Origin of the sequence: Mammaliicoccus sp. N-M50 (genome assembly GCF_022386995.1) — a bacterium.
Taxonomy (GTDB): domain Bacteria; phylum Bacillota; class Bacilli; order Staphylococcales; family Staphylococcaceae; genus Mammaliicoccus; species Mammaliicoccus sciuri_A.
On record NZ_JAJNJA010000002.1, the window covers coordinates 381,570 to 394,586 of the forward strand.

Consider the following 13,017-nt stretch of genomic DNA (forward strand, 5'->3'; position numbering starts at 1 on the left):
GGTTAAATTATGGACGTAAAGATGCCGAAACTTGGAGAAAGTGTTCATGAAGGTACAATCGAACAATGGCTCGTTAAACCAGGTGACACAATTGAAGAGTACGATGCACTGTGCGAAGTGATAACAGATAAAGTAACAGCTGAAGTCCCTTCAACATTTAATGGAACAATTAAAGAAATTGTTGTCGAAGCTGGTGAAACAGTAGATGTTGGAACAGTTATTTGTACTATGGAAGTTGAAGGTGAAACATCAGAGGATAACAATAATAGTGCTGATGAACAAACTGAACCAGACGTAACTAAAGAAGACCAACCTGCAAAAGCTGAAACACCTGTTTCTAATGAACCACAAGAAGGTCCAATGAATAACGGTCAATATTCACCTGTTGTATTTAAATTAGCAAGTGAAAATAATATTGATTTAAATAAAGTTAAAGGTACTGGTAATTTAGGAAGAGTGACTAAAAAAGATATTTTAAATGCAATTGAAAATGGTGTTCCAACTGAAGATACATCATCTAAACAAGTAGAAGCACCAACTCAAGAAATTGCTGAAAATACTGTTCAACCAGAAACGTCTTCTTTACCTGGTGATTCAATTCCAGTCAATGGTGTAAGAAGAGCAATTGCGAATAAAATGTTGCAAAGTGTTCATGAAATTCCACATGCTTGGATGATGGTCGAAGTTGATGCTACAGATCTTGTTAAAACAAGACAGCATCATAAATCATCTTTCAAACAAAATGAAGGATATAACTTAACATTCTTCGCATTTTTCGTAAAAGCTGTTGCAGAAGGATTGAAGAAATATCCGATGTTAAATAGTACTTGGGCAGGCGATGAAATTAAAATTCATAAAGATATTAATATTTCAATCGCAGTAGCAAGTGAAGATAAATTATATGTACCTGTTATTAAAAATGCTGATGATAAATCAATCAAAGGTATCGCTCGTGAAATTAATGATCTTGCAACTAGAGGAAGAAAGCATAAATTAACTTCTCAAGATATGCAAGGTGGTACATTCACAGTCAATAATACAGGTTCATTTGGCTCAGTATCATCAATGGGTATTATCAATCATCCACAAGCTGCTATTCTACAAGTAGAATCTATTGTGAAACGACCTGTAGTTGTCAATGATATGATCGGTATTCGTGATATGGTTAATTTATCATTATCCATTGATCATAGAATATTAGATGGTTTAATGGCCGGTGAATTCTTAAAATATGTAAAAGAAAGATTACAAAGCATGACAATCGAGAACACATCTATATATTAATAAAACCTTGTCATTGTTTTACCCTTAAATCTCCTGTAAAATAGACTTATCTATTATTACAGGAGGCTTTTTTTATGGAAATGGATTTCAATTTATATATGAACGACGTAGTCAATTCTGCGAGAAATGAAATAGAAGCGGCTGGATACAAACAATTAACAACTAAAGAAGAAGTTGAAGAAACTTTCAACAAACCAGGTACAACATTTGTTATGGTTAATTCAGTTTGTGGATGTGCAGGCGGTATCGCAAGACCAGCAGCACAACATGCGTTACACTATGATAAATTACCAGATCAATTAGTAACTGTATTTGCTGGTCAAGACAAAGAAGCAACAGAAACAGCACGTGATTATTTCGAAGGTTACCCACCATCAAGTCCATCATTTGCTTTTCTTAAAGATGGCAAAATTGTCAAAATGATTGAAAGACATGAAATCGAAGGTCACGATCCAATGAGTGTTATTACAAACATTCAAGCACTATTCGAAGAGTATTGCGAAGAAGTGTAAAGGAACGGTTCATTTCTTATGCAAATAAAACCGTACAGAATAGGATATAGAACATTAAAAACTGCCCTAGGGATGACATTAGCTGTCATCCTTTCTAGGTTAATCGGCTTAGATAATTATGCATCCAGTGCTATTCTTGTTGTATTATGCATTAAGGATACAAGAGTTAAATCATTTGAAGCTGCAATATATAGATTTATAGCATGTTTAATAGCAATTATGATTGGTTCAGTATTTTTCACTTATTTAGGAAGTACGCCTATTATACTTGGTATTATGGTCCTTTTATTTATACCCGTAACAGTCATGATTGGTGTACAAGAAGGAATTGTAACAAGCTGTGTTATTATACTTCATCTGTATATGGCTAAAACGATTGATATGAATGTTGTCGTAAATGAAATTTTATTACTTATAATTGGTATAGGTATAGCTTTAATCATGAATATGTTTATGCCAAGTTTAGATTATAAACTTAACAATTATAAACGCAAAATAGAAGACGACTTTATATTAATAACCTTTATTTATAGTCAATGCTTACAAGATCCAAATAAGAAAATTAATGTACCGTCATTCGATATCGTTTCGGAAAATATTAGAAAAGCTAAATCATTAGCATTTAGAGAAGTTAAAAATCATTTTGTGAGAAATGAGAACTCTTACTATCATTATTTTGATATGAGAGAAGAACAATTAACTTTATTAAAAAGAATGAAAAAATTAATCGAATCCATGCAACACAGTCAACATGCACATCATTTATGTAGTCAATTGTTATTAGAAGTATCACAAAACGTACAAGGTAACGATTACTCTCTTATGAGATTGCATAACCTATATGATATTAAAATAAAATTACAATCTATCGAGCTACCAAAATCACATCAAGAATTAGAAAGTATCGCAGCACTATTTCAACTATTAAACGAAGTAGAAGAATACTTACTAATCAAATCACAATTCGGTAGCCTTAAGAAGTAAAAACGCAATGCTATATGGCATTGCGTTTTTTGTGTATATAGTGGGGAGATGTGAGTTAATGTTGACTTTAACTCACATGTTTTCCGATCTCGTGAGTTAATATTGTCTTTAACTCACATCTTTCCTAATCTCGTGAGTTAATGGTGCCTTTAACTCACATGTTTCTTAATCTCGTGAGTTAATATTGTCTTTAACTCACATCTTTCCTAATCTCGTGAGTTAATATTGTCTTTAACTCACATCTTTCCTAATCTCGTGAGTTAATATTGTCTTTAACTCACATCTTTCCTAATCTTGTGAGTTAATGTTGCCTTTAACTCACATCTTTCCTATTCTCGTGAGTTAATATTGTCTTTAACTCACATCTTTCACAATCTCGTGAGTTAATGTTGGCTTTAACTCACGAGTTCCACATATTCTAATAATACCTAATTAAAATTTGTATCTCTCCCCAAAACAAAAAGCGCTACTCATCATGAGCTAGCGCTTTTAAACTATATTATTAATTTAATAGGAATGGTAAGATACCTGATAATACAAGTGCAGCTACGATTGCTACTAACATTACGATGATTATAATTTTACGTACATTCTTATTTCCCATGATAACCCTCTCTTTAAACATTAGTTTTGTATATATTTATCAACTATTATACACTAGATTATGAGATATTTAAATAAATGAAAAGAGGGACAATCATGATTAATGAAGAAAGATTATTAAATACTTTTATGGAACTTGTAAAGGTAGATTCTGAATCTAAAAATGAAAGAAAGATTGCTGACTTATTAAAGCAAAAGTTTACGGATTTAGGTTTAGATGTTAAAGAGGATGACTCTCAAAGCGAAACTGGTTATGGTGCTGGAAATTTAATTTGTAAATTAAAAGGTGAAGATTCTAGCAAGACACCGATTTATTTTACAAGCCATATGGATACTGTTACACCTGGTAATAATATTGAACCTGAATTATGTGAAGATGGTTACATTTATTCTAAAGGCGAAACAATCTTAGGTTCTGATGATAAAGCTGGTTTAGCTGCAATTTTAGAAGCTATTCAAGTTATTAAAGATAACAATATTCAACATGGTGATATCGAGTTTATCATTACAGTTGGTGAAGAATCTGGTTTAGTTGGTGCTAAAGCTTTAAATCCTGATGATATTCAAGCGAAATATGGCTTTGCTATTGATGCACCTGGTAAAGTAGGTACAACTGTTGTAGCAGCTCCTACACAAGCTAAAATAGAAGCTATTATTAAAGGTAAAACAGCACACGCTGGATTAGAACCTGAAAAAGGTGTTTCTGCGATTAATATTGCTGCTAAAGCTGTTAGTCATATGAACTTAGGACGTATCGATGAAGAAACGACTGCTAATATCGGTAGATTCGAAGGTGGAACAGCAACAAATATTGTAAGCGATCATGTATATATTTTAGCAGAAGCTAGATCTTTAGATGACGAAAAAATGAATCAACAAGTTACACATATGAAAGAAGCATTCGAGAAAACTGCTGAAGAATTCGGATGTTCTGCTGAAGTTAATGTACAAATTATGTACCCAAGCTTTAACTTAACTGAAGAAGACGATGTTGTTCAATTAGCCGTTAAATCTTCTGAAAAAATTGGACGTAAAGCAGACCTTGTTAAACTAGGTGGCGGATCTGACGGAAATGTTATTAGTGGATTCGGAATTCCTACTGTTATTTTAGGTGTTGGATATGAATATATTCATACAACAAATGAACGTATGTCAGTTGAAGAATTACAAAAAATTACAGAACAAATCGTTGCAATTGCTGAACTTGCATAAAAATTCAGTATGTAAACGTATTCATTTGAAATTAAAGACTTTATAGACGAAAAACGTATTCAAACTATGTTAAAATGTACTAGAAAATGAAAAAAAGTGAGGTTAATTTCATGACACAACAAATAGGTGTAGTTGGTTTAGCTGTAATGGGTAAAAACTTAGCTTGGAATATTGAATCACGTGGTTACTCAGTTTCAGTGTATAACCGTTCAAAAGAGAAAGTCGACCAAATGGTTGAAGAGTCACAGGGTAAAAATATACATCCAAACTATTCAATCGAAGAGTTTGTAGATTCATTAGAAAAACCAAGAAAAATTTTACTTATGGTAAAAGCTGGTGAAGCTACAGATAAAACAATCGATAGCTTACTACCATTATTAGATAAAGGTGACATCCTTATCGATGGCGGAAACACTAACTATTTAGATACGATTCGTAGAAATCAATACTTAGATGAAAGTGGAATAAACTTCATTGGAACAGGTGTTTCAGGTGGAGAAGAAGGTGCTTTAACTGGTCCTTCAATTATGCCTGGTGGTCAGAAAGAAGCTTATGAATTGGTTGCACCAATTTTAGAAAGCATTTCTGCAAAAGCTAGCGATGGTTCTCCATGTGTAACATATGTTGGTCCAGACGGTGCTGGTCACTATGTAAAAATGGTGCATAACGGTATTGAATACGCAGATATGCAATTAATCGCTGAAAGTTATGACTTAATGAAACGTGTATTACACATGGATCATAAAGAAATTGCTGAAACGTTTAAATCATGGAACGCTGGTGAATTAGAAAGTTATTTAATTGAAATCACAGGCGAAATCTTTAATAAATTAGACGAAGATGGTACACCATTAGTTGAAAAAATTATGGATAAAGCTGGACAAAAAGGTACTGGTAAATGGACTTCAATTAATGCTTTAGAATTAGGTATTCCATTAACAATTATTACTGAATCTGTATTTGCTAGATTTATTTCTTCATTCAAAGATGAAAGAGTTAAAGCAAGCACAGCGTTTAATCCAGAAATAACTGAGTTTGATGGTGACAAAGAAGCATTCTTAGAACAAATCAGACAAGCACTTTATATGAGTAAAATCTGTAGTTATGCACAAGGATTTGCTCAAATGAAAACTGCTAGTGAAACAAATAACTGGAACTTAAAATTAGGTGAGTTAGCTATGATTTGGAGAGAGGGTTGTATCATCCGTGCGCAATTCTTACAAAAAATCAAAGACGCTTACGATAATGATTCATCATTAACAAACTTATTATTAGATCCTTACTTCAACGATATCGTTGCAAAATATCAAGGTTCATTAAGAGAAGTATCAGCGACTGCAATCAAAGCAGGAATTGCAACACCTGGTTTTTCTTCAGCAATCAATTACTTTGATAGTTACCGTTCAGAAGATTTACCTGCCAACTTAATTCAAGCACAACGCGATTACTTTGGTGCGCATACTTATGAACGTAAAGACAAAGAAGGTATTTTCCATACTGAATGGACTAAATAATTTGATATAACAAAACAACCCGTTATCTCCAAGAGATAGCGGGTTGTTTTTTAATTCATACTTTTATGATCAATAGGTATCCAAAGTTGTACTTTAGAAGTTTCTTGATCAAAATTAACATCAAGAGGGTATACCTCAACATAAAAATCATCATGTAAATAAGGCATTTTAAGTTGCCATTGATTTTCAATATGGTGCCAAGCTTCACTCACTACAAAATCTAATTCACCTTGTAAATTAAACGTCGCGAAATGATGTCCAGGTAAATAATAATTATCTAAATGACCTGGATATCTTTCACTAGGAACACCTACAAATACTTCGAGTCCATCTAAAAGTGGTCTTCGAATAACGAATAGTTGATTAGGTTTAACATCATTATATTTAATAAAGTCTTCTATGTAATTATTCTCTAATAACATTTCTAATAAGTCAGGTATTAAAAAATGATTATCTAGTTCATTTGAATGATAATGATGATTCTTTCCTACTAACTTTAAATCATCTTTGTATTGTAATGAATAATTTAACGGTTCTGTTTCTGTAGAAGTTAATTTAATAGAGACTCTTTTTTTAATTTTAAGCATAGATTGATGTGTCTTCGTTTGTAGCGGACTTATGCCATGATATGCATTAAAATCATGAGCGAATGCATGCGCATCTCTGTATCCATACTTTAAGGCGATATCTAAAATACGTGTATGACCACTTAAAATATCAAACGCCGCTTCTGTCATTCTTCTAGCAAGTTGATATTCAATAGGTGTCATACCAATAACCATCGTAAATGATTGATTCAAGTGAAAAGGGGACTTTTCAACGTGATCGCTCAAAGTTTGTAAATCGATATCGCTCAATAGATGATCTTCAATGTACACAATTGCTCTTTGTAAATCTTTAATTACTTCCAATGTTCAGTCACTCCTGTTGGCGGAAAGATTAGTTAATATCGTCCCACCATTTAAATCCATCAATAGACAATAATAATTGACTCTTAATCGGTCCATTAGTACCCGCTCTATAATTAGGGAACGGTGCTTTATCATTGTCCCACACATTTTGTATCACATCTACATATTTCCAAGTTGCTTTTAATTCTTCCCAATGCGTAAAGTTTGTTGAATCACCTTTAAGACAGTCGAAGATTAAGTTCTCATATGCATCAACTGTATTCATTTTATCTTGTGCACTCATTGCGTATGATAATTGAACAGGTTCTGTTTCTATGCCTTGAACTTGTTTTTTAGCATTTAAATGTAGTGAAAGACCTTCATTAGGTTGAATATTAATGACAAGTAAATTTGATTCTAGTTCTGAATCACGTTGATAATATAAATTCATTGGTACTTCTTTGAATTCAACAACGACTTGAATACCTTTTTTCTTCATTCTTTTACCAGTTCTAATAAAGAATGGTACGCCAGCCCATCTGAAATTATCTATCAATACTTTACCTGCAACGAAAGTAGGGGTATTAGAGTCATCTGCTACTTTATCTTCTTCTCTATAGCTTTTAACTTCTTCGCCTTCAATTTGACCTTTATCATATTGTCCTCTAACAAAGTTCTGTTTAACTTCAGACTCATCTAAAGCTCTAATTGAACGCAATACTTTTACTTTTTCATTTCTAACATCTTCACTGTTTAAACTAATAGGTGGTTCCATTGCTAATAAAGCAACCATTTGTAACATATGGTTTTGGAACATATCTTTTAATGCGCCACTATTTTCATAGTATCCGCCACGATCTTCTACACCTAATATTTCAGAAGATGTTACTTGGATATTAGAAATATATTTATTATTCCATAATGGTTCGAACATCGCATTCGCAAATCTTAACACTTCGATATTCTGTACCATATCTTTACCTAAATAATGGTCGATTCTGTAAATTTCTTCTTCTTTAAATGAACGTCTAATTTGTTCATTTAATTCTTCAGCAGATGCTAAATCTGTGCCGAAAGGTTTTTCAATAATTAAACGTTTGAAACCGTCAGTATCTGTTAAACCTGAAGATTTTAAGAAATCTGTAACAGTTCCAAAGAATTGAGGTGCCATTGCTAAATAAAATAATCGATTACCTTCTAATTGATACTGTTCATTTAACTCATTTGAAAAAGCTAATAATTCTTCATAACTAGAAGGGTCACTAACATCGTGCGATTGATAAAACACATGTTCCATAAATTCATCTAACTTGTCTGTATTCTGTACATGTTTCTCTACTGAAGCTTTAATTTCATTTCTGAACTTTTCAGTAGTCCAATCTCTTCGACCAACACCAATTATTGCGATGTGCTCGTCTAATTGATTTTGTTGATATAAATGAAAAATAGATGGGAATAATTTACGGTGACTTAAATCACCTGTAGCCCCAAATATTGTAATTAAGCATGGAATATTTCTAGTTTCGGTTGTCATTTATTTACCTCGATTCTCTAACTTTTTCACAATTTACAATATTAATTATTATAACATGTTAGTGATTGATATTCTTCCATTTGAACTGTTAAATTTTCAATTTATTCAGTAAGTTGTATAATCATCATCATTTTTATGTATTTTTATAAATCATTGTATGATACATGTTATAATAATATCGTAAGGAGGAAGACGATGGAACTCACATTTTTAGGCACAAGTGCCGGATTACCGACTAAAGAAAGAAATACACAATCAATTGCCTTTAATTGCCTACCTCACGTCAATCAACTATGGTTATTTGATGTTGGTGAAGCAACTCAACATCGAATATTACATACTGGCATTAAACTTGGCAAAATAAGTCATATATTTATTACGCACTTACATGGTGACCATATATTTGGATTACCTGGATTATTAACAAGTCGTTCCTTCCAAGGTGGTAAAGATAAACCTTTAACAATCATTGGCCCTAAAGGTATAGCAAAGTTTATACAAACGGCATTAGAAATTTCTCAATCAAATTTAAATTATCCGATAACTGTAAATGAATTCAACACGGAAACCGAACTTAATATTGATGGCTTTCATATTAAAGCTTTACCTTTAAAACATGGTATATTATCTGTCGGTTATCGCATCACAGCACCTGATATTGAAGGGAAGCTTGATGTTGAAAAACTTAAAGCAATCGGAATAGAGCCTGGACCAAAATATCAAGAAGTAAAAGCAAACGAAACTTTTGAATATGAAAATCAAACTTATCAATCTAAAGATTTCAAAGGTCCTAAGAAAAAGGGGAAAGTGATTACAATCTTTGGTGATACGATGCCATGTCAAAATGAACATATCCTTGCTCAAGATGCAGACGTTATTGTTCATGAAACAACGTATATCGAAGGCGATAAAAAATTAGCCAATTCTTATTATCATAGTCATATTGAAGATGTCTTTCAATTAATGACTGATGTTAATGTAAAAAAAGGTCTATTCACACATTTATCTAATCGATATGAATTAGAAGATATTCAAACAGTTGAAGCCACATTGCGTTCAGCTGTAACTCATGACTTTAAATTTGTAAAAGATTATGACCAATTTCAAATATAAAAAAACATCTCATCTTATATGTATTTTAAGATGAGATGTTTTTTTGTAACTTATTCAATTAATCTTCATCCGCTTCTGCAAGTTCGATACTTCTCTTAACAGCTGCGTTTAAACAATCTAAGAAAATAGCTTCAATGTCATGGTTGCTTAACGCATTTAAACCAGCTTGCGTTGTACCACCTTTAGACGTAATATTTTTTCGTAATTGATCCATTTTTAAATCAGAACGTTCAATCATTTTACCAGTACCAATAATCAACTCTTTAATAGACTCTTCAACTTGAGATTGCTCGATGCCTAATTTAGTACCAGCATTTACATATTGTTCAAATACGTGATATAAGAATGCAGGTCCACTACCAGTAATAGCTGTCACTTGATGTAAGTGATCTTCTTTAACTTCTAACGCTGTACCGAAAGCTTCAATAAGCGTTAATACTTCTTGTTTAGAATTAGGATCGAAGTTTGTAGAGAAACTAATACCCGTTACTGAATGCCCAACGTGCGCATTCGTATTCGGCATAATTCTAGCAATTGGATTATCAACTTGTAAATTATCTCTAATATAACTAATCGGTAAACCAGCCATAATTGAAATGAATTTATTATCACTCGTTATGAAAGGTTTAATGCGTTCAGCTAATTTTAAGAAATCATAAGGTTTTGTACTTAAGAATACATAATCTGCATCTTTTAACAATTCTTCATCATCATAACTATAGCTAACGCCTAAAGCTTCATGATAACTTTCCAATGCTTCTTGGTTCGACTTATTTGTTAAATAAATATTTTCAGGTTCAATCGACTTACTGTTAACAATTCCAGTGAATATCGCGTTTGCCATATTACCAGATCCATAAAACACAATTTTCATAATAAAATCACTCACTTCCATATGAATTCATTTTAATTATAAAGAAATATAATCTTATGTCAAAATTGCTTGTATCGTATTTAGTTTTTTTGAAGTGTTATGATACATTATACATAACAATGAATAAAGGATGAGTTAAATGATCGGTAAACATTATTTATTAACTGGTGCCACAGGTTCACTAGGGGAGAGCTTGATACAATCATTGAATAATCATGGTGCTTACGTTTCAATAATTGTTAGAAATGTGGATAAAGCCAATCATTTAATGACGACATATAAAAATATTAAAGAAGTCTTTATATTAGATATGAATGACACCGCGCAAGTCGAACAATTTAATCTTGCACAGAACAATACGTATGACGGAATTATTAATAATGCTGGGTTAGGTTACTTTAAATCTAATGAGGCACATTCAAGTGATGAAATAAAGGATATTTATCATACGAATCTCGTGAATTTAATAATACTATTGAACCGTATATTACCTTATTTAAAAAGAGGGGCATCAATCGTTAATATTTCATCGATTTCTTCTAAAGTGACAACACCATATGGTAGCCATTATGCAGCGTCAAAAGCAGCTTTGAGTAGTTTCACAAATGCTTTAAGACTTGAACGCGAAGATTTACATGTACTTAATGTCAATCCAGGACCTTTCAAATCACAATTTCATGCTAAAGCAGACCCTTCTGGCCACTTTGAAAAGCTTACATCTCAAATACAACTTAATGTTGAAGATTTGAGTGAACAAATTGTTAAAAGTATGATTAAAAGAAAAATAGAAATAAACGAACCGAAATGGATGGATTTAGGATTGAGGTTTTATCAATTAGCACCTCGTACATTTGAAAAATTATTTAAGCAAAGTTTTTTGAGTAAAAAGATATAAATAGAGTCTGGGAAATTTAATCTTCTCCCAGACTCTTTTCTTTTATTGTAAGTGATTTGTGTATTCAATATTTTTAACGATTGAACGAGCGTGCTTAATTTGAGCTTCTGATAATGTTCCATTATAACTCTGAATACTTTCTTTCAATTGCTCTGGTGAACTTGCACCTGTAATAATAGAGCCAAGTGCGTCAAATGATTTCAAATAACTGAATGTAACACTTGATAAATCATCATATTCTTTATTCAGTTGAGAAATAGTATCCGATAAATCATTATAATTGTATTCTAGTAAGCCATCTTTAAATTTACGATCTAGTACTTCGTTTGATTTATGAGTTAATAAACCTTTAGAAACTGGACCTCTTGCTAATATTTTAACACCATGCTCGTTAATCTTTTCTAAAAGACTTTCAGGGCGATTATCTAAAATACTAAACTGCATCATAATTGTTTCAATGTTACTGTTTTTCAAATAATAATCGATAACATTAGGTCTAATTGACGAAATACCATATGCTTTTATAAGACCTTGTTCTTTTAATCTTTCGAATGCTTCTATTGTTTCATCTTTGTTATCTTCAATCGTACCGCCATGTAACATATATAAATCTAATTGTTCTAAATCCAATCTTTGTAAAGTTTCTTTAATGCTTTTCATAATGTGTTCTTTAGAAGGGTCCCAAAAGTGTTCTTGTTTCTCTTTATCAAAATGATTACCAACTTTTGATCCAATGACAATATCTTGTTGATCTTGATATTTTTTCAAAAGTTTTCCTACGATTTTTTCATTCTCACCGTAATCATATAAATCAGCAGTATCAAAATATGTGATATCTTGTTTGATTGCTTCATCAACAATTGTTTCTGCATGGTTAATATCTGTTCCTAAACTCATACAACCTAATCCGACTTCTGAAATTTCAATGCCACTTTTCAATGTATTCTTTTGCATATTGAAGCTCCTTTCGCTACACTTTATATATTAAGTTTACCAGATAAATTATTTTAATGAAAAGAGGCACACTTATAATGAAACTAACTGAAGAAACGATTTCGAAAGAAACGATATATGATGGCCGTATTATTAAGCTAGAAAAACATCAAGTTACACTTCCAGACGGGCAAACGAGTGAACGCGAAGTCGTATTACATAATGGTGCAGTATCCGTATTAGCAATAACGCCAGAAAATGAAGTATTAGTAGTGGAACAATATAGAAAAGCAATGGAAAAGACATTAATCGAAATTCCTGCTGGTAAATTAGAAATAGGGGAGGAACGTGAATCGGCTGCACTTAGAGAATTAGAAGAAGAAACAGGATACGTTGCAGATAAACTCGAACTCATAGGTGAAGTATATGGATGTCCAGGGTTCTGTAGCGAGAAAGTAAGTATTTATATCGCGAAAGATTTAAAAGAAGGAAAAGTAAATTTAGACGAGGATGAGTTCTTGAATTTAACTAAAATTCCAATTGATCAAATACAGTCATTATTATCAGAACATAAAATTGAAGATGCAAAAACAATGATAGCCTTCCAATACTTATTATTAAATTATAATCATTCTAAATAAAAAGATATTTTTTCTTGCTTTTTGAGAA

At 32.0% G+C, this 13,017-nt stretch carries 13 protein-coding genes; 8 read left to right on the forward strand and 5 right to left on the reverse strand.

The genetic code is table 11. The features are described 5' to 3' along the window. Positions 1 to 9: 9 nt before the first annotated feature. The 3 genes from LQ622_RS05235 to LQ622_RS05245 all read left to right on the forward strand — a co-directional run bounded on the left by LQ622_RS05235 (position 10) and on the right by LQ622_RS05245 (position 2,780). Positions 10 to 1,284, forward strand: a complete 1,275-nt coding sequence (locus LQ622_RS05235; RefSeq protein WP_204252624.1) for a dihydrolipoamide acetyltransferase family protein — start codon at positions 10 to 12, stop codon at positions 1,282 to 1,284. A gap of 74 nt (positions 1,285 to 1,358) precedes the next feature. Then, positions 1,359 to 1,796 carry a BrxA/BrxB family bacilliredoxin gene (locus tag LQ622_RS05240; RefSeq protein ID WP_025904925.1) on the forward strand — a complete coding sequence of 146 codons (438 nt, stop codon included), beginning with the start codon at positions 1,359 to 1,361 and terminating at the stop codon, positions 1,794 to 1,796. An 18-nt stretch (positions 1,797 to 1,814) separates the two neighbouring features. Further along, positions 1,815 to 2,780: an aromatic acid exporter family protein gene (locus LQ622_RS05245; RefSeq protein WP_204255278.1), complete on the forward strand. Its 966-nt coding sequence runs from the start codon at positions 1,815 to 1,817 to the stop codon at positions 2,778 to 2,780. Between the two features lie 502 nt (positions 2,781 to 3,282). Here the strand turns inward: LQ622_RS05245 and prli42 are convergent. Further along, on the reverse strand, positions 3,283 to 3,384 hold the full coding sequence (gene prli42 / locus LQ622_RS05250; protein WP_150527395.1) for a stressosome-associated protein Prli42: 102 nt from the start codon (positions 3,382 to 3,384) through the stop codon (positions 3,283 to 3,285). 95 nt (positions 3,385 to 3,479) lie between these two features. Here prli42 and LQ622_RS05255 point away from each other — a divergent pair, with 95 nt between their 5' ends. Continuing rightward, complete coding sequence (locus tag LQ622_RS05255) at positions 3,480 to 4,595, forward strand: M20/M25/M40 family metallo-hydrolase (protein ID WP_239774736.1); 1,116 nt, start codon at positions 3,480 to 3,482, stop codon at positions 4,593 to 4,595. A gap of 110 nt (positions 4,596 to 4,705) precedes the next feature. Continuing rightward, on the forward strand, positions 4,706 to 6,109 hold the full coding sequence (gene gndA / locus LQ622_RS05260) for an NADP-dependent phosphogluconate dehydrogenase (RefSeq protein ID WP_239761948.1): 1,404 nt from the start codon (positions 4,706 to 4,708) through the stop codon (positions 6,107 to 6,109). A gap of 50 nt (positions 6,110 to 6,159) precedes the next feature. Here the strand turns inward: gndA and LQ622_RS05265 are convergent, their stop codons facing one another. Together LQ622_RS05265 and zwf are read right to left on the reverse strand one after the other, a co-directional pair. Then, the gene (locus LQ622_RS05265) at positions 6,160 to 7,020 is read right to left on the reverse strand and encodes an effector binding domain-containing protein (RefSeq protein ID WP_126477491.1); all 861 of its coding nucleotides are present in this window, start codon (positions 7,018 to 7,020) and stop codon (positions 6,160 to 6,162) included. Positions 7,021 to 7,048: 28 nt separating this feature from the next. Then, positions 7,049 to 8,533, reverse strand: a complete 1,485-nt coding sequence (gene zwf, locus LQ622_RS05270; RefSeq protein WP_025907035.1) for a glucose-6-phosphate dehydrogenase — start codon at positions 8,531 to 8,533, stop codon at positions 7,049 to 7,051. A 195-nt stretch (positions 8,534 to 8,728) separates the two neighbouring features. On the opposite strand from zwf, the gene rnz reads away from it, so the two are divergent. After that, complete coding sequence (gene rnz / locus LQ622_RS05275; protein ID WP_126477490.1) at positions 8,729 to 9,646, forward strand: ribonuclease Z; 918 nt, start codon at positions 8,729 to 8,731, stop codon at positions 9,644 to 9,646. A 58-nt stretch (positions 9,647 to 9,704) separates the two neighbouring features. Here rnz and proC read toward each other — a convergent pair whose 3' ends face one another. After that, entirely contained in the window at positions 9,705 to 10,520 is an 816-nt protein-coding gene (gene proC / locus LQ622_RS05280; RefSeq protein ID WP_025907039.1) for a pyrroline-5-carboxylate reductase, read from the reverse strand. A 139-nt stretch (positions 10,521 to 10,659) separates the two neighbouring features. Between proC and LQ622_RS05285 the strand changes: the two genes are divergently transcribed. Further along, positions 10,660 to 11,415, forward strand: coding sequence for an SDR family NAD(P)-dependent oxidoreductase (locus tag LQ622_RS05285; protein WP_204170178.1), 756 nt, complete (start codon positions 10,660 to 10,662; stop codon positions 11,413 to 11,415). 42 nt (positions 11,416 to 11,457) lie between these two features. Here the strand turns inward: LQ622_RS05285 and LQ622_RS05290 are convergent, their stop codons facing one another. Next, complete coding sequence (locus LQ622_RS05290; protein WP_239761947.1) at positions 11,458 to 12,369, reverse strand: aldo/keto reductase; 912 nt, start codon at positions 12,367 to 12,369, stop codon at positions 11,458 to 11,460. 77 nt (positions 12,370 to 12,446) lie between these two features. Between LQ622_RS05290 and LQ622_RS05295 the strand changes: the two genes are divergently transcribed. Next, positions 12,447 to 12,989 carry an NUDIX hydrolase gene (locus tag LQ622_RS05295; RefSeq protein WP_037588197.1) on the forward strand — a complete coding sequence of 181 codons (543 nt, stop codon included), beginning with the start codon at positions 12,447 to 12,449 and terminating at the stop codon, positions 12,987 to 12,989. Positions 12,990 to 13,017: the final 28 nt, after the last annotated feature.

What these genes read in the sequence shown, in the direction of transcription:
- LQ622_RS05235 (WP_204252624.1), top strand. Translation starts at nt 10, where the DNA reads ATGGACGTAAAGATGCCGAAACTTGGAGAAAGTGTTCATGAAGGTACA.
- LQ622_RS05240 (WP_025904925.1), top strand. Translation starts at nt 1,359, where the DNA reads ATGGAAATGGATTTCAATTTATATATGAACGACGTAGTCAATTCTGCG.
- LQ622_RS05245 (WP_204255278.1), top strand. Translation starts at nt 1,815, where the DNA reads ATGCAAATAAAACCGTACAGAATAGGATATAGAACATTAAAAACTGCC.
- prli42 (WP_150527395.1), bottom strand. Translation starts at nt 3,384, where the DNA reads ATGGGAAATAAGAATGTACGTAAAATTATAATCATCGTAATGTTAGTA.
- LQ622_RS05255 (WP_239774736.1), top strand. Translation starts at nt 3,480, where the DNA reads ATGATTAATGAAGAAAGATTATTAAATACTTTTATGGAACTTGTAAAG.
- gndA (WP_239761948.1), top strand. Translation starts at nt 4,706, where the DNA reads ATGACACAACAAATAGGTGTAGTTGGTTTAGCTGTAATGGGTAAAAAC.
- zwf (WP_025907035.1), bottom strand. Translation starts at nt 8,533, where the DNA reads ATGACAACCGAAACTAGAAATATTCCATGCTTAATTACAATATTTGGG.
- rnz (WP_126477490.1), top strand. Translation starts at nt 8,729, where the DNA reads ATGGAACTCACATTTTTAGGCACAAGTGCCGGATTACCGACTAAAGAA.
- proC (WP_025907039.1), bottom strand. Translation starts at nt 10,520, where the DNA reads ATGAAAATTGTGTTTTATGGATCTGGTAATATGGCAAACGCGATATTC.
- LQ622_RS05285 (WP_204170178.1), top strand. Translation starts at nt 10,660, where the DNA reads ATGATCGGTAAACATTATTTATTAACTGGTGCCACAGGTTCACTAGGG.
- LQ622_RS05290 (WP_239761947.1), bottom strand. Translation starts at nt 12,369, where the DNA reads ATGCAAAAGAATACATTGAAAAGTGGCATTGAAATTTCAGAAGTCGGA.
- LQ622_RS05295 (WP_037588197.1), top strand. Translation starts at nt 12,447, where the DNA reads ATGAAACTAACTGAAGAAACGATTTCGAAAGAAACGATATATGATGGC.